The organism is Mesorhizobium sp. CC13 (assembly GCF_039907765.1).
Taxonomy (GTDB): domain Bacteria; phylum Pseudomonadota; class Alphaproteobacteria; order Rhizobiales; family Rhizobiaceae; genus Aminobacter.
In genome coordinates, this window is record NZ_JARDJI010000001.1 from 319,021 (window position 1) to 343,326 (window position 24,306).

The 24,306-nt window shown below is 67.0% G+C and carries 23 protein-coding genes; 19 read left to right on the top strand and 4 right to left on the bottom strand.

Annotation, left to right across the window (positions count from 1 at the left end; translation table 11 throughout):
• Positions 1 to 48 precede the first annotated feature (48 nt).
• From PV773_RS01485 to PV773_RS01545, 13 genes are all read left to right on the top strand, one after another.
• Complete coding sequence (locus PV773_RS01485) at positions 49 to 1,620, top strand: ABC transporter substrate-binding protein (protein ID WP_347964627.1); 1,572 nt, start codon at positions 49 to 51, stop codon at positions 1,618 to 1,620.
• 196 nt (positions 1,621 to 1,816) lie between these two features.
• Positions 1,817 to 2,809 carry an ABC transporter permease gene (locus PV773_RS01490; RefSeq protein ID WP_347964628.1) on the top strand — a complete coding sequence of 331 codons (993 nt, stop codon included), beginning with the start codon at positions 1,817 to 1,819 and terminating at the stop codon, positions 2,807 to 2,809.
• Positions 2,810 to 2,823: 14 nt separating this feature from the next.
• Positions 2,824 to 3,753, top strand: coding sequence for an ABC transporter permease (locus PV773_RS01495; RefSeq protein WP_347964629.1), 930 nt, complete (start codon positions 2,824 to 2,826; stop codon positions 3,751 to 3,753).
• 4 nt (positions 3,754 to 3,757) lie between these two features.
• Positions 3,758 to 4,726 carry an ABC transporter ATP-binding protein gene (locus PV773_RS01500; RefSeq protein WP_347964630.1) on the top strand — a complete coding sequence of 323 codons (969 nt, stop codon included), beginning with the start codon at positions 3,758 to 3,760 and terminating at the stop codon, positions 4,724 to 4,726.
• Entirely contained in the window at positions 4,723 to 5,796 is a 1,074-nt protein-coding gene (locus PV773_RS01505) for an oligopeptide/dipeptide ABC transporter ATP-binding protein (RefSeq protein ID WP_347964631.1), read from the top strand. Before PV773_RS01500 ends, PV773_RS01505 begins: the two co-directional genes overlap by 4 nt.
• A gap of 10 nt (positions 5,797 to 5,806) precedes the next feature.
• Positions 5,807 to 6,469 (top strand): flavin reductase family protein, encoded by a 663-nt coding sequence (locus tag PV773_RS01510; RefSeq protein ID WP_347964632.1) that lies wholly within the window; start codon positions 5,807 to 5,809, stop codon positions 6,467 to 6,469.
• Positions 6,470 to 6,533: 64 nt separating this feature from the next.
• Positions 6,534 to 7,724, top strand: a complete 1,191-nt coding sequence (locus PV773_RS01515; RefSeq protein WP_347964633.1) for an amidohydrolase family protein — start codon at positions 6,534 to 6,536, stop codon at positions 7,722 to 7,724.
• A gap of 10 nt (positions 7,725 to 7,734) precedes the next feature.
• The gene (locus tag PV773_RS01520; protein ID WP_347964634.1) at positions 7,735 to 9,207 is read left to right on the top strand and encodes an amidohydrolase family protein; all 1,473 of its coding nucleotides are present in this window, start codon (positions 7,735 to 7,737) and stop codon (positions 9,205 to 9,207) included.
• 314 nt (positions 9,208 to 9,521) lie between these two features.
• The gene (locus PV773_RS01525) at positions 9,522 to 10,466 is read left to right on the top strand and encodes a LysR family transcriptional regulator (RefSeq protein ID WP_347964635.1); all 945 of its coding nucleotides are present in this window, start codon (positions 9,522 to 9,524) and stop codon (positions 10,464 to 10,466) included.
• A 126-nt stretch (positions 10,467 to 10,592) separates the two neighbouring features.
• Complete coding sequence (locus PV773_RS01530) at positions 10,593 to 11,867, top strand: Coenzyme F420 hydrogenase/dehydrogenase, beta subunit C-terminal domain (RefSeq protein WP_347964636.1); 1,275 nt, start codon at positions 10,593 to 10,595, stop codon at positions 11,865 to 11,867.
• Positions 11,868 to 11,889: 22 nt separating this feature from the next.
• Positions 11,890 to 13,110 carry a PLP-dependent aminotransferase family protein gene (locus PV773_RS01535; RefSeq protein ID WP_347964637.1) on the top strand — a complete coding sequence of 407 codons (1,221 nt, stop codon included), beginning with the start codon at positions 11,890 to 11,892 and terminating at the stop codon, positions 13,108 to 13,110.
• Positions 13,107 to 13,958, top strand: coding sequence for an SMP-30/gluconolactonase/LRE family protein (locus tag PV773_RS01540; RefSeq protein ID WP_347964638.1), 852 nt, complete (start codon positions 13,107 to 13,109; stop codon positions 13,956 to 13,958). Before PV773_RS01535 ends, PV773_RS01540 begins: the two co-directional genes overlap by 4 nt.
• A complete protein-coding gene (locus PV773_RS01545) occupies positions 13,955 to 14,353 on the top strand; it encodes a RidA family protein (RefSeq protein ID WP_347964639.1) in 399 nt (132 codons plus the stop codon). The genes PV773_RS01540 and PV773_RS01545 overlap by 4 nt, the downstream gene beginning before the upstream one ends.
• A 6-nt stretch (positions 14,354 to 14,359) precedes the next feature.
• Here the strand turns inward: PV773_RS01545 and PV773_RS01550 are convergent, their stop codons facing one another.
• Positions 14,360 to 15,016, bottom strand: a complete 657-nt coding sequence (locus tag PV773_RS01550; protein ID WP_347964640.1) for a metalloregulator ArsR/SmtB family transcription factor — start codon at positions 15,014 to 15,016, stop codon at positions 14,360 to 14,362.
• Positions 15,017 to 15,144: 128 nt separating this feature from the next.
• Here PV773_RS01550 and PV773_RS01555 point away from each other — a divergent pair, with 128 nt between their 5' ends.
• Positions 15,145 to 15,648 (top strand): DUF2938 domain-containing protein, encoded by a 504-nt coding sequence (locus tag PV773_RS01555; RefSeq protein WP_347964641.1) that lies wholly within the window; start codon positions 15,145 to 15,147, stop codon positions 15,646 to 15,648.
• A gap of 95 nt (positions 15,649 to 15,743) precedes the next feature.
• Positions 15,744 to 16,094 (top strand): ArsC family reductase, encoded by a 351-nt coding sequence (locus tag PV773_RS01560; protein ID WP_347964642.1) that lies wholly within the window; start codon positions 15,744 to 15,746, stop codon positions 16,092 to 16,094.
• Here PV773_RS01560 and PV773_RS01565 read toward each other — a convergent pair.
• Positions 16,070 to 16,990: a LysR substrate-binding domain-containing protein gene (locus PV773_RS01565; protein WP_347964643.1), complete on the bottom strand. Its 921-nt coding sequence runs from the start codon at positions 16,988 to 16,990 to the stop codon at positions 16,070 to 16,072. The genes PV773_RS01560 and PV773_RS01565 overlap by 25 nt on opposite strands.
• A 114-nt stretch (positions 16,991 to 17,104) precedes the next feature.
• Here PV773_RS01565 and PV773_RS01570 point away from each other — a divergent pair, with 114 nt between their 5' ends.
• Entirely contained in the window at positions 17,105 to 17,314 is a 210-nt protein-coding gene (locus PV773_RS01570) for a hypothetical protein (protein WP_347964644.1), read from the top strand.
• A 98-nt stretch (positions 17,315 to 17,412) separates the two neighbouring features.
• Here PV773_RS01570 and PV773_RS01575 read toward each other — a convergent pair whose 3' ends face one another.
• Positions 17,413 to 17,691, bottom strand: a complete 279-nt coding sequence (locus tag PV773_RS01575) for an MAPEG family protein (RefSeq protein WP_347964645.1) — start codon at positions 17,689 to 17,691, stop codon at positions 17,413 to 17,415.
• A gap of 303 nt (positions 17,692 to 17,994) precedes the next feature.
• Between PV773_RS01575 and sbmA the strand changes: the two genes are divergently transcribed.
• The gene (sbmA, locus tag PV773_RS01580; protein ID WP_347964646.1) at positions 17,995 to 19,272 is read left to right on the top strand and encodes a peptide antibiotic transporter SbmA; all 1,278 of its coding nucleotides are present in this window, start codon (positions 17,995 to 17,997) and stop codon (positions 19,270 to 19,272) included.
• 352 nt (positions 19,273 to 19,624) lie between these two features.
• Here sbmA and PV773_RS01585 read toward each other — a convergent pair whose 3' ends face one another.
• A complete protein-coding gene (locus PV773_RS01585; protein ID WP_347964647.1) occupies positions 19,625 to 20,620 on the bottom strand; it encodes a polysaccharide deacetylase in 996 nt (331 codons plus the stop codon).
• A gap of 1,477 nt (positions 20,621 to 22,097) precedes the next feature.
• Here PV773_RS01585 and PV773_RS01590 point away from each other — a divergent pair.
• Together PV773_RS01590 and der are read left to right on the top strand one after the other, a co-directional pair.
• Positions 22,098 to 22,763, top strand: coding sequence for a tetratricopeptide repeat protein (locus PV773_RS01590; protein ID WP_347964648.1), 666 nt, complete (start codon positions 22,098 to 22,100; stop codon positions 22,761 to 22,763).
• Positions 22,764 to 22,773: 10 nt separating this feature from the next.
• A complete protein-coding gene (gene der, locus PV773_RS01595) occupies positions 22,774 to 24,210 on the top strand; it encodes a ribosome biogenesis GTPase Der (RefSeq protein WP_347964649.1) in 1,437 nt (478 codons plus the stop codon).
• Positions 24,211 to 24,306 lie beyond the last annotated feature (96 nt).

The following is a 24,306-nucleotide window of genomic DNA, read 5'->3' on the forward strand; positions in this document are numbered from 1 at the left end:
GGTCGAGGAGAACGACCCGGGTTCGTGTCCTGAAACGGGAGGATTGAGATGAGGAAATTCCTGCTCGCGGCCACCGCCGCGGCCGTGGTCCAGCTTGGCCTGATGGGTGCTGCTGGCGCCAACACGTTGCGCTACGCCGCTGCCGGCGACATCTACGGGCTCGACCCGGATTCGATGACCGACAGCTTCTCCAACAATTTCCTGCAGAACATCTACGAGCCGCTGGTCCGCTACAACAAGGAGCTCAAGATCGAGCCGGCGCTGGCCCTGTCCTGGGAGCTCGTCAAGCCCGACGTCGTCCGCTACAAGCTGCGCCAGGGCGTCAAGTTCCATGACGGCGCCGACTTCGGCGCCGACGACGTGGTCATGTCCTTGATGCGCGCCGTCGACGAGAACTCGCCGATCAAGGGCAACCTGCCGGCGCTCAAGTCGGTCGAGAAGATCGACGACTTCACCGTCGACCTGCACCTCTCCGGCCCGACGCCGCTGCTCAACAACTACCTGACCAACATCGCGATCTTCGATTCCGGCTGGCTCGAGAAGAACAACGCCGTCAAGCCGATCAACGCCGAGCTCGGCCAGGAAGGCTACACCTCCACCAACGCCAACGGCACCGGCCCGTTCAAGCTCGAGAGCCGCCGTCCCGACGCCCAGACCGTGCTGGTCGTCAATGAGGGCTGGTGGGACAAGCCCGAGCACAACCTGACCAAGATCATCTTCACGCCGATCGCCTCCGACGCCACCCGCGTCGCGGCGCTTCTGTCGGGCGAGGTCGACATCATCACGCCGTCGCCGCTGCAGGACGCCAAGCGCATCGCCGGCAATCCGGGCACCAAGGTGCTGGAGAACCCCGGCCTCCGCACCATCATGATGAACTTCAACATGCGCGACAAGCTCGTCGACGGAAACGTCGAGGGCAATCCGTTCAAGGACGTGCGTGTCCGCAAGGCCGTCTACCAGGCCATCAACATGGACCTGGTGCGTGACAAGATCATGCGCGGCAAGTCGCGCAACGCCGGCTTGCAGATCGCCCCGGAAGTGCCCGGCTTCGACGCCAAGCTCAACGAGCGCTTCCCCTACGATCCGGCAGCCTCCAAGGCCCTGCTCGCCGAAGCCGGCTATCCCAACGGCTTCCAGTTCAACCTGAACTGCCCGAACGACGCCTACGTCAACGACGAGGAAGTCTGCCAGGCGATCACCGCGATGCTGGCCCAGGTCGGTCTCACCCCGAAGCTCGTCACCGAGGCCCGCACGCTGGCCTTCAAGAAGGCGCAGGAAAAGCAGACCGACATGTTCATGATCGGCTGGGCGACGCTGCCGATGCTCGACGGCTTCTCGGTGCTGTCGGCCATGCTGCATTCGCCCGAGGAGAAGCTCGGCACCTGGAATCCCGGCGGCTACTCGAACGCCAAGGTCGACGAACTGGTCAAGAAGATCGACGTCGAGCTCGACGAGACCAAGCGCCGTCAGATGATGGTCGAGGCCTTTGCCATCGCCAAGGATGACGTCGCCTGGCTGCCGCTGCACCAGCAGCCGCTGTCGTGGGCGGTGCGTGACAACGTCGAGGTCGTCCAGACCGCCGACGACCTGCTCCGCCTCTGGTACGTCAAGGTCAAGTAAGTCGAACCGGGCCCCTGTCCCGCAAGGGCGGGGGCCTTTCGCTGCCGGCAAGCCCGCCGCCTCGACGTGGGCCTACCTCTAGAGCAATTCCAGGAAAAGTGCGCAGCGGTTTTCCGTCCGGAATTGCGCAAAAACAAAGAGATAGAGCGTTTCCACGATTCGAAGAAAAGTGGAAACGCTCAAGGGAGTTGGGACGATGTTCGTGTTCCTCGTACGCCGCTTGCTGCAGGCCGTCATGGTCATGCTCGCGGTCGCATTCATCGCCTTCCTGATGTTCCGTTTCCTCGGCGATCCGGTGAACAACATCGTCAGCCAGGATGCCACCCAGGCCCAGCGCGAGGAAGTGCGCCAGCGCCTGCGCCTCGACGACCCGCTGGTGGTCCAGTACGGCCGCTTCGTCGTCAACGCCGCCCAAGGCGATTTCGGCATCTCCTACCGCAACAGCCGCCCGGTCAGCGCGCTGCTCGCCGAGCGCCTCCCGGCGACCGCCGAACTCGTGCTCGTCGCAGCCGTGCTGTCGCTCGTCCTCGGCATTCCGCTCGGCATCTACACCGCGCTCAGGCCGCGCGGCGTGCTGAGCCAGGGCCTGCAGATCATGTCGCTCATCGGCATATCGCTGCCCACCTTCGTCACCGGCATCCTGCTGATCCTGGTCTTTTCCGTCTGGCTCGGCTGGCTGCCGTCCTTCGGCCGCGGCGACGTCGTCGACATCGGCTGGTGGTCGACGGGCTTCCTCACTGCCTCGGGCCTCAAGGCGCTGATCCTGCCGTCCTTCATGCTCTGCCTGTTCCAGCTCACGCTGATCATGCGGCTGGTGCGCGCCGAGATGCTGGAGGTGCTGCGCGCCGACTACATCAAGTTCGCCAAGGCCCGCGGCCTGAAGAACCGCGCCATCCACTTCCGCCATGCCCTCAAGAACACGCTGATCCCGGTCGTCACCATCTTCGGGCTCCAGCTCGGCGGCCTCATCGCCTTCGCCATCATCACCGAGACGGTGTTCCAGTGGCCGGGCATGGGCGCGCTCTTCATCCAGGCCGTCAACTTCACCGACGTGCCGGTCATGGCCGCCTATCTCGTCATGGTCTCGCTGATCTTCGTCGTCATCAACACCAGCGTCGACCTTCTCTACAACGTCATCGACCCGCGCCTTCGCACCGACCCCACGCGTGCGACCGGCCGCGGCGCCTGACGGGAGCCCAAGTCATGAGCGACACTTCCTTCACCGGGCGCCTGCGCAGCTTTGCCGACAGCGACCTGTTCTACAGCTTCCGCCGTTCCAGGACGACGGTCGTCGCCGCGGTCGCGCTCACGCTGCTGTTCGTCGGCGCGGTCTTCGCCCCTCTGATCGCCCCGCACAACCCCTTCGACATCGCCAACCTCAACCTGCTCGACAGCGAGCTGCCGCCGTCCTGGCTCGAAGGCGGCAACCCGGCCTACTGGCTCGGCACCGATACCCAGGCGCGCGACGTGCTGTCGTCGATCCTGTACGGCCTGCGCATCTCGCTCTTCGTCGGCTTCGCCAGCGTCATCCTGGCCGCCGTTCTGGGCGTCTTCCTCGGCCTGCTCGGCGGCTTCGTCGGCGGCATGGTCGACGCCGTCATCATGCGCGTCGCCGACGTGCTGCTCAGCTTTCCCGCGATCCTGGTCGCACTGCTCATCAACGGTGTCATGCGTGGCATCCTCCCCGCCAACCAGCACGAGAGCGCGGCCATCCTCGTTCTCGTGCTGGCCATCGGGCTCACCAACTGGGTGCAGTACGCCCGCACCGTGCGCGGTTCGACCCTGGTCGAGCGCCAGCGCGAATATGTCCAGGCCGCGCGCACCATCGGCGTCGGCCGCCTGCGCATCATGCTCACCCACATCCTGCCCAACGTGCTCGGACCGGTGCTGGTCATCGGCACCATCAACCTCGGCATGGCCGTGCTCACCGAGGCGACGCTGTCCTTCCTCGGCGTCGGCATGCCGGCAACCCAGCCCTCGCTCGGCACGCTGATTCGCGTCGGCAACGAGTACCTGTTCTCCGGCATCTGGTGGGTGGTGATCTTCCCGTCGGCCACGCTCGCCGTGCTCGTGCTCGCCGTCAATCTGATCGGCGACTGGCTGCGCGACGCGCTCAACCCGAAGCTGAGGTAAGGCCATGGCCCTGCTCGAAGTCGAAAACCTCAAGGTCGAATTCCCCACCCGCCGCGGCGTGCTCACCGCCGTCGACGATGTCTCCTTCTCGGTCGAACAGGGCGAGATCCTTGGCGTGGTCGGCGAATCCGGCGCCGGCAAGTCGATGACCGGAGCCGCCGTCATCGGCCTGCTCGAACCGCCCGGACGCATCGGCGGCGGCCAGATCCGCCTCGACGGCAAGCGCATCGACAATCTGTCGCCCGACGAGATGCGCCGGATTCGCGGCCGCCACATCGGCGCCGTGTTCCAGGATCCGCTCACCAGCCTCAATCCGCTCTTCACCGTCGGCGAGCAGTTGGTCGAGACCATCCGTACCCATCTGCCGATGTCGGCCGCCGAGGCGAAGAAGCGCGCCATCGAATGGCTCGCCGAGGTCGGCATCCCGGCGCCCGACCGGCGCATCGACCAGTATCCGCACCAGTTCTCGGGCGGCATGCGCCAGCGTGTCGTCATCGCGCTCGCACTCTGCGCCGAGCCGCGGCTGATCATCGCCGACGAGCCGACCACCGCGCTCGACGTCTCGGTCCAGGCGCAGATCATCGGGCTGCTCAAGCGCATCTGCCGCGAGCGCAACGCGGCGGCGATCCTGGTCACCCACGACATGGGCGTCATCGCCGAGACGGCGGACCGCGTCGCGGTCATGTATGCCGGCCGCCTCGCCGAGATCGGCCCGGTCGCCCGCGTCCTGAAGAACCCGAGCCACCCCTACACCGCGGGGCTGATGGGCTCGATCCCGCGCGTCGGCCCGCGCCCCGACCGGCTGATCCAGATCGAGGGCTCGATGCCGCGCCTGACCGACATCCCCGGCGGCTGCGCCTTCAATCCGCGCTGCCCCAAGGCCTTCGACCAGTGCCACCGGGTCCGGCCCGAACTCCGCCCCGTTGCCGACGGCGCCGCCGCCTGCCTGCTCTATGATGGAGTGACGCAATGACCGACGCACCGATTGCCACGACCGGCGCGCCGCTGCTTCAGGTCAAGGGCCTGAAGAAGCACTTCGCCATGTCGAAGCCCTTCCTCAACCGTCTGCTCGAAGGCGGCGAGACGCAGACGGTCAAGGCCGTCGACGGCCTCGACCTCGAGATCCCGCGCGGCAAGACGCTGAGCCTGGTCGGGGAATCCGGCTGCGGCAAGTCGACCGTCGCCCGACTCATCATGGGCCTGTCGAACCCGACCGGCGGCAGCATTGTGTTCGATGGTACGGACATTTCGCGGGCGCCGGCGGGCCAGCCCGCCGCCATCCGCCGCCGCATGCAGATGATCTTCCAGGACCCCTATGCCAGCCTCAATCCGCGCTGGCGGGTCGGGGACATCATCGCCGAGCCGCTGCGCACCTACGGCCTGTGCGAAACGCGCGAGGCCGAGCGCCGCGAGGTCGACCGCCTGCTCGAGTTCGTCGGGCTCAACGCCAAGGACGGCGACAAGTTTCCGCACGAATTCTCCGGCGGCCAGCGCCAGCGCATCTCGATCGCGCGCGCCATCTCGACCAAGCCGGAGTTCCTGGTCTGCGACGAACCGACCTCGGCGCTCGACGTCTCGGTGCAGGCGCAGATCCTCAACCTGATGCGCGAGATGCAGCGCGAACTCGGGCTGACCTACCTGTTCATCAGCCACGACCTGGCGGTGGTCAACTTCATGTCCGACTGGATCGGCGTCATGTATCTCGGCCGCCTGGTCGAGGTGTCGCCGGCAGCCGAGCTGTTTGCCAACCCGCGCCACCCCTACACCCGGCTGCTGCTCGACACGATCCCGGACCTCGACATGTCCAAGCGCGACCGCCAGCCGGTCGCGGGCGAGGTGCCGAACCCGATCAATCCGCCCGCTGGCTGCCATTTCCATCCGCGCTGCCCGCTCGCCAACGATCGCTGCAGGCGTGAGGCGCCCGCGCTTCGCGTGTATGATGGCGACGCCCGCGCCTCCTGCCATGCGGCGGAGGAGGGGCGCGACGCTGCGGCCATCGCCGCACAGGGGCCGGTGGCGGCGCCGCTCCAGGCCGCAGTCTGAGGGAAAGACCATGGATTTCGATTTCGCCGAACTGCCCGAGAAGGACCGCTACAGGCTGCTGTGCAGCTTCGTCGGGCCGCGGCCGATCGCGCTCGTCACCACCATCGACGAGCACGGCTGCAACAACGCCGCCCCGATGAGCTTCTTCAACGTGTTCTCGCACGAGCCGCCGCTGCTCATCCTCGGCATGCAGACCAGGCCCGACGGCACCGCCAAGGACACCGTCGCCAACATCCGCCGCTCGGGCGAGTTCGTCGTCCACATGGTCGACATGGCGATCGCCAGGGAAATGATCGTCACCGGCATCAACTTCCCCGCCGACGTCGACGAGATCGAGGTCGCCGGTCTCACCAGCACGCCTTCGGTCAAGGTGGCCGCGCCGCGCATCGAGGAGTCGCCTTGCGCCATGGAGTGCAAGGTATCGCAGATCCTCGACTACGGCCGTCGCACCATCGTCATCGGCGAGGTCGTGCAGATGTATGTCCGCGACGAGTGCCTCGACGAGCGTGGCCACTATGTCCGGCCGGAGGTTTACCAGCCGATCGCGCGGCTGCACGCCGACAACTACATCGTCGCCGACAACCAGTTCGTGCTGAAGAAGCCGGAAGAGTTGCTCCACCACGAGGAAGCCGCGGGCTACGTCGAGCCGAAGCCGGAGAAGGTTCCCGGCTGAGTGCCCTCCACTTGCCGGGCGTCGTGCCCGGCGAGCCGAAATCCGAACTTGCAGTGGTGCCGATATGACTGAACTCCTCCTCAAGAACGTCAGGCCCTTCGGTGGGGCTGCGACCGACATCCTCATCCGCGACGGGCGCATCGCGCGCATCGGCGCGGGCGAGGTGGGCGCGGCTGCGGTCGAGGATGGCTGCGGCGCGATCGCCATCCCGGGCCTGGTCGAGGCGCACGCCCATCTCGACAAGTCGCTGTGGGGCATGGGCTGGCACGTCCATCAGGCCGGCCCCTCGCTCGAGGACAAGATCTCGACCGAGCGGCGCCTGCGCCGCGAGCTCGACATCGATCCGAGGCGCCAGTCGGCGCGCCAGGTGGCGCTCGCCGCCTCGCACGGCACCACCGCCATCCGCAGCCATGTCGACGTCGACACCGACCAGAAGCTCTGGTGCTTCGAGGGCGTGGCCGAAACGCGCGAGCGTTTCCACGACGTCATGGACATCGAGATCGTCGCCTTTCCGCAGTCCGGCCTGATGATCCGTCCCGGCACGCTGGAGCTGATGGACGCGGCACTCGCCAACGGTGCCGACGTCGTCGGTGGCCTCGACCCCTGCGGCATCGACCGCGATCCCAAGGGACAGCTCGACGCGATCTTCGGCCTCGCCCAGAAGCACGGCAAGCCGATCGACATCCATCTTCACGAGGCCGACGAGCTCGGCGCCTTCTCGCTTGAGATGATCATCGAGCGCACCGCAGCACTCGGCATGCACGGCAAGGTCACCGTCAGCCACGCCTTCTGCCTCGGCATGCCCGACCGCGCCCGCGCTGCCGCCCTCACCGAGCAGCTTGCCCGCGAGGACATCGCCATCGCCACCACCGCGCCCGCCTCGCGCCCCGTGCCGGCGGCGGCCGAGCTGCGCCGCGCCGGCGTGCGGCTCTGCGCCGGCTCCGACGGCATCCGCGACACCTGGGGTCCCTACGGCAATCTCGACATGCTGGAACGCGCGCTGTTCATCGGCCTGCGCAACAACTTCCGCAACGATTCCGACGTCGAATTCGCCCTCCATGTCTGCACCCAGGGCGGCGCCGACGTCATGGAGCTGAAGGACTACGGCCTGCGCGAGGGCGCCGTCGCCGACATCGTCCTGGTCGAGGCCGAGACCGTACCCGAGGCGGTCGCCGCCCGCCCGAGGCGCAAGCTGGTGCTCAAGCGCGGCAAGCCGGTCGCGCGCTACGGCCAGCCCCTTTTCACCGTCGAATGAGCATTTTGAAATGACCGGACCATTGCTTCTCACCGCCCGCTGGGTGGTCGGCCACGTCGACGGCCGCCACTGCCTCTATCCGAACGGCGAGATCGTCGTGTCCGGCGACCGTGTCGTCTTCGTCGGCCACGGCTACGAAGGGCAGGTCGCGCGCCGCATCGACTATGGCAACGCCCTGATCGGCCCCGGCTTCGTCGACCTCGACGCGCTTTCCGACCTCGACACCACCGTGCTCGGCTACGACAACCAGCCATCGTGGAAGAAGGGCCGCATCTGGCCCGAGACCTATATGCAGAGCGGCCCCTTCGAGATGTATTCGGAGGAGGAGCTGGCCTTCCAGAAGCGCTACGCCTTCTCGCGCCTGATCCGCTCCGGCATCACCACGGCACTCCCCATCGCCTCGCTGTTCTACCGCGAATGGGGCGAGACGGTCGGCGAATTCGCCGCGGCCGCTGAGGCCGCGCGCGACCTCGGCCTGCGCGTCTATCTCGGGCCGGCCTATCGCTCCGGCAACTCCTTCGTCCGCCACGACGGCACCATCGACTACCATTTCGACGAGGAACGCGGCTTTAAGGGCCTCGCCGACGCGATCGCCTTCTGCCGCAGGTTCGAGGGCGAGGCCGGCGGCCTGATCCGCACCATGTTCGCGCCCGACCGCATCGAGACCTGCACGCCAGACCTCTTGAAGCGTTCGGCCGCGGCCGCCGAAGAGCTCGACGTGCCGATCCGCCTGCATTGCTGCCAGTCGCCCTTCGAGTACCAGAGCGTGCTCAAGCTGCGCGGCATGAGCCCGGCCGAATGGCTCGAAAGCCTCGGCTTCCTGTCGCCGCGCGCGATCCTGCCGCACGGCACCCATGTCAGCGGCCGCAACGGCATCGACCGCCCGGGCCGGGACCTCGATATCCTGCGCGACGGCGGCGGCACCATCGCCCATTGCCCGCTGGTCTCGGCCCGCCACGGCAATGCGCTGCAGTCGTTCCGCAAGTACCGCGACATGGGCATCCGCATCGGTCTCGGCACCGACACCTATCCGCCGGACATGTTCCTCAACATGCAGGTCGGCATGATGCTCTGCCGCATCGAGGAAGGCGGCACCGACGGCTGCCGCTCCGAGGATTTCTATGATGCCGCGACCCTGGGCGGCGCCGACGCGCTCGACCGTCCCGACCTCGGCCGCCTCCAGGCCGGCGCCATGGCCGACCTGATCGTGGTCGACTTCGACGATCCGTTCATGGGCCAGACCATCGACCCAATCCAGACGCTGATGCAGAACGCCTCGGCGCAGTCGGTGAAGACGGTGATGATCAATGGCCGTTTCGTCATGGAGGATGGCGTCATCCCCGGCGTCGACGACCGCGAGTACCGCAGGCGGGCGCAGCGGCAGTTCGAGGGCGTGATCGCCAAGTACCCGCTGCGCACCTTCGGCCACCCGACGGTCGAGGAGATCTTTTCGTCGAGCTATCCGACCTACCGCAGGGCATGAATGCTCCCCGTGCCTTGCATGAAGAGGGCGCCGTTTCGGCGCCCTCTTTGTTTTTGGAGGGCCCGTTCCGGCTGCAGTCGGCGCCCTAGTCCCTTCGGACGAGGCCAAGCCGGCTGCGGCGAAACCTAATGCGCGTGGCGGGCCGGCTTAGAGCAATTCCAGGAAAAGTGCGCAGCGGTTTTCCGTCCGGAATTGCGTCAAAACAAAGAGTTAGAGTGTATTCGCGATTCGAGGAAAAGCGGAAACACTCTAGGGGCCGGGCCGCAGGGCGGGGAGCAAAGAGTTGCCGGTCGAAGCTCGTGAGGCGTGATGCGATGGTGCTGCGCAATTTGGCGAAGCTCGACCTCAACCTGCTGCATGTCTTTGCGGCCGTCTACAGCGAGGCGAGCATCACCCGTGCGGCCGAGACGCTCAACGTCACCCAGCCGGCGGTCTCCAACAGCCTGTCGCGCCTGCGCGACGTCTTCGGCGACCAGCTGTTCGTCCGCGCCGGCCAGGGCATCGCGCCGACGCCGCTCGCCCGCAGCCTGATCGAGCCGATCAGGGGCGCGCTGGTCGCGCTCGACCGCACGCTCGCCACCCACGAGCCGTTCGATCCGCTCACCTCCGAGCGCATCCTGTGCTTCAGCATGAGCGACTTCGCCGAGGCGGTCGTGCTGGCCCCGCTGATCGGCGAGATCAACCGCCTGGGCTCGAAGGTCACGGTGCGCAACCATTTCGTCGCCGAGCGCGACCTCTATTCGGGCCTTGCCTCCGGCGAGATCGACTTCGCCGTCGAGTCGCACCCCCTCGGCGATCCCGACCTCGGCAACCGGCTGCTGTTCAGCGACGAGTTCGTCTGCGTCATGCGCAGGAACCATCCGGTCCTGTCCGAGCCCTTCGGCTTCGAGCGCTATCTCGGCCTCGGGCACCTGCACATCTCCAACCGCCCGCGCATTGCCAACCTCGTCGACGGCGCCCTGGCGCGGCTCAGGTGCAGGCGGCACGTCAGCGTTCATGTCGAGCATTGCCTGGCCGCCGGCGCGATCCTGGCGCAGAGCGACCTCTGCCTCACCATCCCGACCTCCTTTGTCCGGCACTTCCTGCCGGCCGATCGCTTCGCGGTCGTCGAACGCCCGTTCCGCATGCCGCCGCTGCAGACCTGGCTCTACTGGCACCCGGCTTCCGAAAGCAGCCCGTCCCACAAATGGGTCAGGCAGCTGCTCGAGGGCTGCTTCCCGCTGAAGGAGGCAGCCCTCGAGCAGGATCACCATGGCTGATGTCGTTCATTCCGAATGGCGATTTGTCCCGGCAAATTCCCGCACCCTAGACTGTGGCCAACATCGCGCATCGGGAACAGGCCCGCTGTGGCGAAGGCCGGAAGGATCGTCGCCTTGGGAGGGCGCATGCGTGTTGCCGAGCGGGTGGAGGAGATTGTCGAGCGCGGGCTCTGCACGGGTTGCGGGGCCTGCGAAAGCCTGCTGGGCAAGGACGTGCTCGGCATGGAGCTGTCGCCCGAGGGCTTCATGCGCCCGCGCCGCCGGCGTCCTCTCAAGATCTCCGAACAGCAGGCGGTGATGCAGGTCTGCGCCGGGCGCAGCCAGCCCGGTCCGGCGCCGTCCGAGGCAGCGCCGCACCGCATCTTCGGCACCATGCTGCATCTGGCAAGGGGCCACGCGACTGATCGGCAGATACGCTTCAAAAGCGCCACCGGCGGCATGCTGACCGCGCTTGCCGTCTATCTTCTCGAAAGCGGCGAGGTCGACGCCGTCCTCCAGGTCGGCGTCTCGACCAGCAACCCGCTGGAAAACGAAGTCCGCTTCAACACCACCCGCGCCGGGATCGTGGCCTGCGCCGGCTCACGCTACGGGCCGACCGCGCCGCTCAAGGACGTGCATGCGGCGCTCGACGGCGGCCGGCGCTTCGCCTTCGTCGGCAAGCCCTGCGATGTGGCGACGCTGCGCAATCTCGCGCGCGTCGATCCGCGCGTCGACAGGCAGATCCCCTACATGCTGGCGATGTTCTGCGGCGGCAATCCGAGCATCGCCGCCACCTACAACATCGTCCGCCGCTTCGGCGAGGATCACCGCGAAGTGGACGAGTTCCGCTACCGCGGCCACGGCTGGCCGGGCCCGACCTATCTGCGCACGCGGCAGGGCAGGGAGCACCGCCAGACCTATGACGAGACCTGGTTCTCGAACCTTACCTACGAACTGATGTTCCGCTGCAAGATCTGCGCCGATGGCGTCGGCGAGCACGCCGATGTTGTCGCCGGCGACTGCTGGGTCATGGACAACGGCAAGCCGAGCCATCGCGAGGCCGGCGACGGCTGGAACATGCACATCGCCCGCACCGAGCGCGGCAGGCAGCTGATCGAGGATGCGGTGGTCGCCGGCTACATCCACGAGGAGCCGTTCAGCGTCGCCGAGCTCGAGGCGATGCACGACGACCATGGCACCAAGAAGCGCTCCGTCCTGTGGCGGCTCGCCGGCCTCGCGCTGACCGGCCAGCCGTTTCCCGACCACGGCGCGCTCCGGGTCGTTCAGGCCGGCCTTGCCGCCGGTTGGCGAGAACGCTGGGAGGCCTTCCGGGGCACGCTCGCCCGCTCGCTCAAGCGCCGCAACCGCGAGAGTCCGGTCACGTCCGGCACCTTCGCCCCGGATGCAACGACAATCAGCTGAAAACAGTCATCAGGAGGAAACAATGTCCGTCGATCATCTGCGCGCCAAGCTCTCCGGTTCCGGCCCGGCCCTGTTTTTCCCGGACCCGGAAGTTCCGGCGGTCTTCAACTTCGACCAGGGGCTCGCAGCACCCGAGACCTTTCCTACCGAGGACCTCGTCCGGCTCGCCCGCAAGGCGCTGGACGAGCATGGCGCCAAGGTGCTCGACTATTTCGACCCCGCCACCGGCTACGAGGAGCTGGTCTTCGGCTTCAAGGGACTGCGCAAGGAGATCGCCGACCGCATCGAGCGTACCCAGGGCAAGCAGCTCGGCACGCTCGGCGTCATTCTGACCTCGGGCTCGGTGCAGGGCATCGCGCTTGCTGCCAATGGCTACGTCAATCCGGGCGATGTCGTCGTCGCCGAGGCGGCGTCCTTTCCCTATGCGCTGCGCTTCATGCAGATGGCCGGTGGCGACCTGCGCACCGTTCCGGTCGATGATCACGGCATGGACATCGACGCGCTCGATGCCCTGCTCAGGAAGGTCAGGGCCGAGGGCAAGAAGGTCAAGGTCGTCTACACCATCCCGACCTTCCAGACACCGACCTGCACCGAGATGTCGGTGCCGCGCCGCCACCAGCTCTTGAAGCTCGCCAGGGATCATGACTTCCTCGTCATCGAGGACAATGTCTATGGCGACCTGCGCTTTGCCGGCGAGGAACTGCCGACGCTGCTCAGCCTCGACACCGACGAGCGCGTCATCCAGTGCGGCAGCTTCTCCAAGATCGTCGCGCCCGCGCTGCGCCTCGGCTGGATCGCCGGCCCGGCGGCGGCCATCGAGCCCATCGCCGCCGTTCGCCAGGACCTCGGCGTCGGCCAGTGGCACGCCCGCGTCATGACCTCCTACATCGCCGAGGACCTGCTCGACGCGCACATCGCCGAGGTCAACAAGGTCTACAAGAGCAAGGCCGAGACGGCGGCCCGCGCCGTGCGCGACTACTGCGGCAACTACGTCACCTTCCGCATGCCGCAGGGTTCGTTTTATCTGTGGCTCGAGATCGACGAGCGCGTCGACTGGCAGCGCGCCGCGGAGCTGTCGGCCAGGGAAGGCATCTTCTTCCGCCCCGGCGAGCGCTTCATGGGCGAGAGCGACGGCCGCCAGTTCCTGCGTCTGGCCTACAGCCATGTCAGCGAGGACATCATCGAGCGTGGCATCAGGAAGCTCGGCGAGATCCTCGGCGCCTGCGCCCGGGTTCCGGCATGACGCCATCTGTTCGCACGATCGCGGGGGAATTCGTCTATCCCGAATGCCCCCGCTGGCATGACGGCCATTTGTGGTTCGCCGACCAGCACGCCGGCCTCGTCCATGTGCTGGGGGCAGATGGCGCGCGGCGGGAAAGCTTCACCGTGCCGGGCGGCCCGTCGGGCATGGGCTGGCTGCCCGACGGCGACCTGCTCGTTGTCTCTATGAACGACCGCAAGCTGTTCCGCCGCAACGCCGCGGGCAAGCTCACGCTTCACGCCGATCTTGTCGGCGTCCATCCGTTCCACTCGAATGACATGGTGGTCGACGCTGGGGGCCGCGCCTATGTCGGCAACATCGGTTTCGACTTCTATGCCGGCCAGCCGCCGGCGCCGACGGTGCTCGCCATGGTCGCACCGGATGGTTCCGCCAGCGTCGCCGCCGAGGGGTTGATGTGCCCCAACGGCGCGGTGATTTCGCCCGATGGCCGCACGCTCGTCATCGCCGAGTCGATGGCCGCCCGTCTCACCGCCTTCGACATCGGCGCCGACGGCAGCCTGTCGAACCGCCGGCTGTTCGCTTCCGTCGTCGGCCATGTGCCCGACGGCATCTGCCTCGACGCCGAAGGCCACGTCTGGGCCGCATCGCCCTACGAGAAGACTGTGCTGCGCGTCAGCCCGGCAGGGCAGATCGTCGACAGCGTCGTCATTCCCGACGCCAATCCCTATGCCTGCATGCTCGGCGGCGCCGACGGCCGCGACCTGTTCATCTGCGTCGCCCCGCACCACGACCCCGAGATGACGGTGAAGCTGAGGGGAGGACGCATCGACGTTGTCCGCGTCTCCGCACCGGGAGCCGGACGGCCATGAGCAACGTCGGACGTTTCAATCCGCCCGGCATGGCCTTTCCCGGCATGAGCCAGGCCGTCGGCTGCGGTGATTTCGTGCTTGTCTCGGGGCAGGTGGCGCTGAAGGACCGGCAGATCGTCTGCGTCGACGACCCCGCCGGGCAGACCGAGCAGGTGTTCCGCAACATCGAGGCGGTGCTCGCCGAAGCCGGCCTGACGCTCGGCCATGTCGTGTCGCTGCGCTGCTACCTGAGCAGTGCGGCGGCCTACCAGGCCTATGCCGCGGTCAAGAACCGCATCTTCGCCGACAACCCGCCGGCCGCCACCGCCATGGTCGTCACGGCGCTCGTCCTGCCCGAGATCCTGGTCGAGGTCGAGGCGGTCGCCTGGCGCCACGCGCTCGGCGGCGGCACCTGATCCGCGTCAGGCAGCTTCGACCTCGAGGCCGGCCGCTTTCCAGTCGGGAAAGCCGGCCTCCAGCTTGCGCGCCCTGAATCCGTTGGCGCGCAGCAGCGCCACGGCCTCGGCCGAGAACACGCAATAGGGGCCGCGGCAATAGGCGACGATCTCCTGTCCGGCCGGCAGCTCCGCCAGCCGCCGCTCGAGTTCGCGCCCAGGGATGTTCAGCGCGCCCGGCAAATGCCCGAGCGCGAATTCTTCCGCCGGCCGCACGTCGAGCAGGATCACGCTGTCTTCGCGCATGCGCTCCAGCAGCTCCTCGCGCGAGATCGCCTCGACGCCCGCCTGCCTGCTGCCGGCCACCAGTTCGCGAATGTCAGCTCGGTTGTGCTCGGCCAGTTGCCTGAGAGCTGCCAGCAGCGGCGCCACCGGCCCGTCCGCCAGCCGGTAGAGCACCCGCTTGCCGTCGCGCCGCGTCCCAACCAAACCTGCGCGGCGCAGCTGCTGCAGGTGCTGCGAGGCATTGGCGAGCGAAAGCCCGGCGAGCTCCGCCAGCCTCTCGACCGAGCGCTCGCCCTGGGCGACGTGTTCGAGCAGCATCAGCCGGTGGCCATGCCCCACCGCGCGGGCGAGTTCGGCGATCTCGGCAAAGATTCGGTTCTGGATGTCGGGCCCGGTCATTGACATCAGCCTAGCATTGCAACATCAATCAATCAATCTATTGAATGAAGCGGGATTCTACCTTGCGCGCGCTCCCGGAGGCTTGGTCCTCGGCGATGGCAGGCAAAAAAGCAGGCAAAGGAACAGGAATGAGCGAAACGCTGCAATTTGTGGTCCGATCCATCCTGATCGGGGTCGGCGCCACCATGGTCATGGATGCCTGGGGCCTGTTCCTCCGCCGCGGCCTCGGCATCGCCACGCTCGACTATCGCCTGGTCGGCCGCTGGATCGGCCATTTCCGCCACGGCCGCTTCGTCCATGCCGGCATCGGCAAGGCCGCTCCGGTCAGCGGCGAGGCCGCACTCGGCTGGGGCGCCCACTACGGCATCGGCATCGCCTTTGCCGCGGCACTGCTCGGCATCGCCGGTCTCGACTGGGCCCGCGCGCCGACGCTGTTGCCGGCGCTCGCCTTCGGCATCTTGAGCGTCGCCGCGCCGTTCTTCGTCATGCAGCCCGGCATGGGCGCCGGCATCGCCGCGTCGAAAGCGCCCAGTCCGGGCCGCGCCCGCCTGCGCAGCCTCGCGACCCACGCCGTCTTCGGCCTCGGGCTCTATCTGTCGGCCGAACTGCTCGCGGCGCTCCCGACCGGCTGAGGCTTGCCAAAGCCGCCTTGCCGGTCAACCTAGCCGCTACCTGAACCTGGCCGAGTCGGGTCCGCCCGCCCGGCCGCGCTTGCGGAGGCCCGATCTTGTCCATCGTCATGTACGGCATCAAGAACTGCGACACGATCAAGAAGGCCCGCACCTGGCTCGATGCCCGCGGCGTGGCTTACGCTTTCCACGACTACAAGGCGGCGGGCATCGACGGCGACAGCCTGCGCAAATGGGTGAGGGAATTCGGCTGGGAGACCGTGCTCAACCGCGCCGGCACCACCTTCAGGAAACTGCCCGACGCCGACAGGCAGGGCCTCGACGCCGACAAGGCGATCGCGCTGATGCTCGCCCAGCCGTCGATGATCAAGCGGCCGATGCTCGACCTCGGCGGCCGCCGCATCATCGGCTTCAAGCCCGAGGCCTACGAGGCCGCCTTTCCGGCCTGAGCGGCGGGGCGCTTGCCGAAGCGCGCCATCGTCGCGTCCACCTCCTCGCGCAGCCAGCCGGAAAAGTCGCGCACCTTGCGGCCCGGCTTCCGCAGCGCCGAACTCACCAGATAATAGCCGAGCCCGCTCGCCGCGGTGATGCCGAACGGCGCCACCAGCCGCCCGTCGGCCAGCGCGTCGGCCGACAGCAGCTGCCAGGCCAGCGCCACGCCCTGGCCGGCGATCGCCGCGTCGATGCCGAGGATCGGGTCGGTGAAGCATGGTCCCACCGGCTGCACCGGGAACGGCGTCTCGAGCCCTGCCGCCTCGAACCAGCGCTCCCAGCTGATCATCGTGCTTTCGTCGGCGATGACCGGCAGCCCGGCCAGGTCCGCCGGCACCTTCAGCCGCGCGGCCAGCGCCGGCGCACACACCGGAAACACCTCCTGCGCCAAGAGCAGCTCCGCCCGCACGCCGGGCCATTTGCCGTCGCCCATGCGGATCGCCAGGTCGACGTCGGAATGGTCGAGATCGACCAGCCCGGTCGAGGCGTCGATCCTCAGTCTCAGCTCGGGAAAGCGCTGGTTGAAGCGGTTGAGCCTCGGCACCAGGAAGCGCGAGGCAAACGCCGGCGCCACCGACACCACCAGCATGTTGGAGCTCGCCTCGTCGGCCAGCGCCACGGCCCGCGCCAGTTCCTGGAACCCGCTCGTCAGCCTGGCGCAGAACGCCGCCCCGAACTGCGTCGGCACCAGCCGCGCGCCTGCCCGCGCAAACAGCGTCCGGCCGAGCTGCGCCTCGGTGCGGCCGATCTGCTGGCTCACCGCGCTCACCGACACGCCGAGCTCCTCGGCTGCCTTGACCAGCGAGCCGCAGCGCGCCACGCTCTCCACCGCGCGAAGCCCGTTGAGATGCACGCGGTTCAGTGCCTGAGTTGAGATTGTCTAAACTCCGCTTCCGATGTTCTTGATTGAAGAGTGAGTGTTCGTAACGAATTATACCGGAGAGGGTCAAAGCCTGGGAGAAGGCGAATGAAGATTTTCTCAATATTTGCAGGTCTCGTCGCCGGCCGTGCCGAGGCAAGTGGCAACGACAGCGAGCGCGTCCTTGCCTGGGTTCGCGACCCGCTCGCCCATCCCGACATCGAGCGCATGGACGAGCGCGAGCTCGCCGACCTGCCGTTCAACCGCGGCTTTCGCCGCTCGGTCCCGCAGGTCGCCGACGCCTGCTGCCGCTGCTAGAGCAATTCCAGCAAAAGCGCGCAGCGGTTTTCCGTCCGGAATTGCGCAAAAACAAGGAGATAGAGCGTTTCCGCGATTCGAAGAAAAGCGGAAATGCTCTAGAGCAGCACCACTGCATGGCCGAGCACGGCGAGCGCGGTGACGGCAAGCGTTCCCGCGCTCAGCGTGAAGCCCACGGCGCGCTGCCAATGCGGTGCCGTGGCGCGGATGAAATGCCAGGCGTGGATCGCCCGGCCCAGCGTGAACACGGCCCCCAGCGCATGGATCGCCACCGCCGGCGCGCCGAGCGCCGCCGCGACCACCAGCAGGATCAGCATCGCCGGCATGTTTTCGATCGCGTTGGCATGGCCGCGCATCACCCGGCGCAGATGCTCCACTCCGCCGTCGCCGATCATTCACCTTGTGCCGGCGTCGCACCATCCCCGTCGCCGCCGCCAGCCACAGCAGGATGAAGCTGTTGAGCGCGGCATAGATTCCAGCTGCGGCAAGGGCGGTCTGGTTCATTCTTTCCTCGAAAATGCGGCCTATTGCCCACCGATAGCAGGGACGGCGCTGAAAATCGCCACGATCTGGGAGTGCTAAGCAAGAAGTGAGCGCGGCCGGGGATTCCCTTGCGCCGCGAAGTGTGACTTCATGCGGCCAACCGGCAATATCGCCGCTTCCTAAAGGAATCCGGTAACGTGTTCGTATCCTTCTTCCCGCAGCCGAAGCTGTTTTTCACCTCGGCCGCCGTCTGGAGCCTGGTGCTCGTACTTCTGTGGTTCTTCGGCGGCGCAGAATTGGGTGCCAGCTTCGGCATGCCGCCCGCGGCGGAAGGCGCGCCGCCCATCATCGGCATCTCGGTGTTCTGGTCGCCGCCGTTCCTGTGGTTCTACATCTATTTCGCGGTCGGCGTCCTGCTCTTCTACGCCTTCTGGAGCAGGTATTCGCCGCACCCCTGGCAGCGTTGGTCGATCCTCGGCTCGGCGCTCGTCCTGTTCGTCGTCTATTTCCAGGTCCAGGTCAGCGTCGCCGTCAACAACTGGTACGGCCCCTTCTACGACCTGATCCAGAACGTGCTTTCCAAGCAGACGATCGCCACCGAAGGACAGCTCTACCGCGAGATCGGCAGCTTCGCCGGCCTGGCGCTGGTCGGCATGAACGTCGCCGTCGTCAACGCCTTCTTCGTCAGCCACTGGATCTTCCGCTGGCGCATCGCGATGAACGGCTACTACATGGAGCACTGGCCGCGCCTGCGCCACATCGAGGGTGCCGCCCAGCGCGTGCAGGAAGACACGATGCGCTTCGCCCAGATCATGGAAGGTCTGGGGGTCAACTTCATCGATTCGATCATGACGCTGATTGCCTTCACGCCGGTGCTGATATCGCTGTCCCAGCACATCACCGCGCTGCCGATCTTCGGCGATATCAAGCAGCCGCTGGTGGTCGCCGCCATCGCCTGGTCGGTCTTCGGTACGGTCAGTCTGGCGCTTGCCGGCTTCAAACTGCCGGGCCTGCAGTTCCGCAACCAGCGCGTCGAGGCCGCCTACCGCAAGGAACTCGTCTACGGCGAGGATCACGCCGACCGAGCCGAGCCGGCCACCGTCGCCGAACTCTTCGAAAACGTTCGCCGCAACTACTTCCGCCTCTATTTCCACTACGTCTATTTCAACGTCGTCCGCTACACCTACCTGCAGGCGAACAACATGTTCTCGCTGATCGTCATGGTGCCGTCGATCGCCGCCGGCAAGCTGACGCTCGGCCTGATGAACCAGATCAGCTACGCCTTCTCCCAGGTCACCAGCTCGTTCCAGTTCCTGGTCAATTCCTGGTCGACCATCGTCGAGCTGCTTTCGGTCTACAAGCGTCTGCGTGCCTTCGAGGCGACGCTGCAGGGTGAGGCCTTGCCCGACATCGACCAGCGCTATCTCGAGCGGCAGAAGGTGGGCACTCAGCCCGAGGACGAGCCGGTCATGTGATGGCGCTGCCTCGCCGTCTCCCTTCCCCTTGGGGGGGTGAACGTCGAGGGCTCGACCGCCGGAAGATGGGCGCTCAGCCCGAGGAGGATCCTGTGACGTGCTGGCGCGACGTCACCGTCTCCCTCCCCCTTGTGGGGAGGGTCGGGGTGGGGGTGAACGTCGAGGGCTCGATCGCGGGAAGATAGTCACTCAGCCCGAGGTCGAGCCGGTCATGTGATGGCGCGGCCTCGCCGTCTCCCTTCCCCTTGGGGGGGGGAGGGGTGGGGGTGCGATGACTCTCGCCCAGCTGAGATTCTACCCCCACCCTCGATCCCTCCCCACAAGGGGGAGGGAGGTTTATGTCGCGCCCGGCTCAGCCGTCTACCTGCAGCGGCCCGGCCACGTCGTTCCGCTTCATGTAGTCGGCATAGCTGATGCATTCGACGTCGGCCTTCACGCACACCTCGCCGGCGAAGCGCTCCAGGGCGCGCCAGTAGGCGCCGCCGTTCATCAGCGTGAAATGGAAGCCGATCTCCAGCGGGATTCGGGCGCCGCCATACTGCTTGTCGAAGGCGGCCCTGAACGCCTCAAGCGTTCGCGTCTCGAACTGCGCGGCCTCGTCGAGCTTCTCCGTGCCGCCCGAATGACGCACATAGAGATTGTAGTCCATCGCGATGACGCGCTTGCCGGCCGGCCCTTCCGGGATCAGCGGCAGGGCGAAATCGGTCAGCCCCTCGTCCGGCTTCGGCGCCTCCGGCCCGCGCGACACGCCGCTGGCGTTATAGAGAAAGCCCCGCTCCCGGAGGGCGGCGTTCAGCGCCTTGCTCTGCGAGAGATAGGGCGCCCGAAAACCCTTGATCGATGCGACCAGCTTTGCCCAGCCGGCCGGCTCGGGCGATATGCCGTTGATCCGGTAGGCATCCCTCGCGATGCGCGAGAAGGCATCGAACTCCTTGCCCCAGTCGGCCTTGCTCCACGCCCCGCCGTCGAAATGGCCGCAGGCGTGGCTGGCGATCTCGTGGCCTTCCGCGGACGCGAGGTTGATCTGCGCCAGCCGCTCGGCCACTTCCTGCCTCGACTGGGCGAAACCGACATTGGACCTGCCGGCCGAACGGCCCGGCGCGTGGTACTCGCCCTTGGTCTCGCGGGACAGCAGGAACACGCAGGACAGGAAGTAGGTGAAGCGCGCGCCCGTCCGCGCCGCGAGGTTGCGGCTGCGCTGCCATTGTCTCACGTCGTGCGCGCCGTCGAACGAGATCAGCACGACCTGCTTGGCCTTCACCTCCTCGACCTTGGGGGCAGGGCCGGCAAAGGCCGGCAGCGCCATCGACGCGGACAACAGGACACAGACGCGGAACGCACTGGACATCTTGGACTGCACTTCATGTAAGACTGCGGTCAGCGGCCGTTAGGGCCGAAATGTGGCACGGATGCGTTCGCCGGCAAATGCATCCCTTCGGCGAAAATGCATAGATCAGGGCGGGTGTGGAAAGGGTTTCCACGGCCGGCGAAGTTTTTCTCGCCGGCGCCTCGCTTCTTCTGCTGGCGTTTGTCACCTTCGGCGACCACGCCTGACCCCGCTCAATCGCATTTGAACATACCCCCACCCCAAACCCCTCCCCACAGGGGGGAGGGGGATTCTGTGGCGGCCGTCATGCGCCAACCGTCAACGATCTTGGCTGCAAGATGGTTGGTGGTGATCGAGTGCGCAATGTTCTGCAGCAGGGCGGCAAGCAAGTCCCCCTCCCCCTTGTGGGGAGGGGTTAGGGGTGGGGGTACAGGCGGTCATATCCTTCAAGGCATGCAAGTCCTCGGGCGAGACGCCGGAGCTGCCAATCTTCCCCCTTGAGGGGGAGATGCCCGGCCCTTCGACAAGCTCAGGGCAGAGGGGGTGGGAAGGAATGAGAGGCTGAAGGCTCGCCTTCCGCGTATGTGCGCCCCTTGTCAGTAACTCTGTCAGCAATGCGCGTGGAAAAATCTTCCCGTTTTTCCACCCCCTGAAAACCTCCCGTATCATTCTCCTCGCGATCTTCCACGGGACCCCGGTGCGCACCGGGCAGCGGGGGGAAGCGCCGGTGCCGGGCTGGCGGGAGGTCGGTTCTCCTCGCTGGGTGATGAGCCCCCAAGCCCGGGCCTTGCGGCGGCCAGCGGTGCAAAGGCATCGCGGCGACTGAGCGGGGCAAGCAGCCGGGCGGGGCGCGGACGTCGCGCCACGTTACTAGATTATCGGCAGGCTCGGCCTCGCGCCCCGCTTCCCGAACCACCTCCCGGCAAGGGAGCGTTCTTTGACAATGGCCAGGCGCGAAAGCGAGCGTGGCAATGGACAGGTGTGCGGGCCAACACCCCCCTCTGTCCTGTCGGACATCTCCCCCGCAAGGGGGAGATCGGGCCTTCATCAAGGTCCCGACCTTAAGGAGAGGCAGAAAAGGGCGAGACGCCGAAGCTGCCAATCTCCCCCCTTGCGGGGGGTAAGGAGTGGTCGCCGAAGGCGACGAAAAGCCAATTGCTTGGCTTTTCGAACGACGAACGCCGGCAGGGCAGAGGGGGGTGGGAAGGAATGAGCGGGCGGTGGGTGTCCTCTCACAGGCGCGAGGACTGCGTCTCCCCCCTTGAGGATCGGGGTGGGGTCGCCCGAGGCAGCGCGCGACGCCCCCGCGATGGCGGAGGGGTGCCTGAGACGCGAAGGTGAAGCGATCTCGCATGCCTCCCGGGGCGGCAGAAGCGAGGTGCGCCAACAGGCCACCGCGCCCGGCTGCCGATTTTCCGCCCCGCCCCCTTCCATGGCCGCGAAATTCCGCTAAAACGCAGGCTCACGAAGGCCCGCGGGCCGCAACCGGTTGAATGGAATGTCGGACGACAGCTTTTTCCGCGAAGTCAACGAGGAGATCCGCCAGGAGCAGGCGAGGGCACTGTGGGACCGCTATGGCCCCATCGCCATCCTTCTCGCCGTGCTGGTCGTTCTCGGCACGGGCCTTTTCGTGGCCTGGGAATATTGGGTCGACAGCAGGGCCAATCGCTCGGGTGACCAGTTCTCGCAGGCCCTGACGCTTGCCAATTCCGGCAAGGCCGACGAGGCGCTTGCGGCCTTCGAGGCGCTGGAAAAGGACGGCTACGGCGCCTATCCGCTGCTCGCCCGCATGCGCGCCGCCACGGTCCAGGCCGACAAGGGCGACTTCAAGGCGGCCGTCGTCGGTTTCGACGAGGTCGCCGCCGACGGCTCCATCCCCTCGGTCATTCGCGACATGGCTCGCCTGCGCGCCGCCCTGCTGCTCGTCGACAACGGCTCCTATGCGGATGTGTCGAGCCGCGTCGAAGCGCTGACCGCCGACACCAACCCGCTGCGCCATTCGGCCCGCGAGGCGCTTGGCCTGTCCGCCTGGAAGGAGGGCAAGTTCGCCGACGCGCTCAAGCTGTTCGAGCAGATTTCCGCCGACGAGGCGGCTCCGCGAAATGCGCGCCAGCGCGCCGAAATCCTAGCCGAACTGATCCGCGGTTCGGGCAACGCTTCGTGACGCGGGCCCGATGGCTTTCAAGATCGCCATAATCGGCCGGCCCAACGTCGGCAAATCCACGCTTTTCAACCGCCTGGTCGGCAAGAAGATCGCGCTCGTCGACGACACGCCGGGCGTGACCCGCGACCGACGCGTGCACGCGGCCAAGCTCTACGATCTCGTCTTCGACGTCATCGACACCGCGGGCTTCGAGGACGCCGGCGCGGCGACCCTCCAGGGCCGCATGCGGGCGCAGACCGAGATCGCCATCCGGGAAGCCGACCTCATCTTCTTCATGGTCGACGCCAAGGCGGGCCTCACCCCCGACGACCGCACCTTCGTCGAGATCGTCCGCCGCTCGGGCAAGCCGACCGTGCTGGTCGCGAACAAGGCGGAAGCCCGCGGCGCCCAGGGCGGCGCGCTCGAGGCCTGGGAACTCGGCATGGGCGAGCCGGTGCAGATTTCGGCCGAGCACGGCATCGGCATGCCCGACCTGCGCGACGCCGTGGTCGAGGCGCTCGGCCACGAGCGTGTCTTCGAGGACGACGAGAAAGAGGACGAGACGCCGGCCGAGAGCGACGTGCTGATCGGCGAGGACATCGCCGATCCCGACGCCGAGGAAGTTCCCGCCTATGACGAGACCAAGCCGCTGCGCATCGCCGTGGTCGGCCGTCCCAACGCCGGCAAATCGACGCTCATCAACGCGCTCATCGGCGAGGAGCGCCTGCTCACCGGGCCCGAGGCCGGCATCACCCGCGATTCGATCTCCGTCGACTGGGTTTGGCGCGGCCGCGGCATCAAGCTGTTCGACACCGCCGGCATGCGCCGCAAGGCCAAGGTCCAGGAGAAGCTGGAAAAGCTTTCGGTGCAGGACGGCCTGCGCGCCATCCGCTTCGCCGAGATCGTCATCATCGTGCTCGACGCGACGATCCCCTTCGAAAAGCAGGACCTGCAGATCGCCGACCTGATCATCCGCGAGGGCAGGGCGCCGGTCATCGCCTTCAACAAGTGGGACCTCATCGAGGACCGCCAGGCCGTGCTCGCCGATCTGCGCGAGAAGACCGAGAGGCTCCTGCCGCAGGTGCGCGGGCTCCAGGCGGTGCCGCTGTCGGCCGAGACCGGCCGCGGCCTCGACAAGCTGATGGAGGCGGTCATCCGCACCCATCGCGTCTGGAACAACCGCGTCTCGACCGGCCGTCTCAACCGCTGGCTCGAGGGCATCATCGCCCACCATCCGCCGCCCGCCGTCGCCGGCCGCCGGCTCAAGGTCAAATACATCACCCAGGCCAAGACGCGCCCGCCGGGCTTCGTCGTCTCGTGCTCGCGCCCCGATGCGATGCCGCAATCCTATGTGCGCTATCTGACCAACAGCCTGCGCGAGGCCTTCGACATGCCGGGTGTGCCGATCCGCATGGCGCTGCGCGCCTCCGACAATCCCTTTGCCGGACGGGCTCGGAAGCGGAGCTGACGCCGGGCCTGCCAGAGTGTCGCAGGCCCGTCCGGTCCAGTCGCCGAGGGGCGTCCGTTAACGCTCCATCAAGGTTAATGCATCATTTTTCTCTCC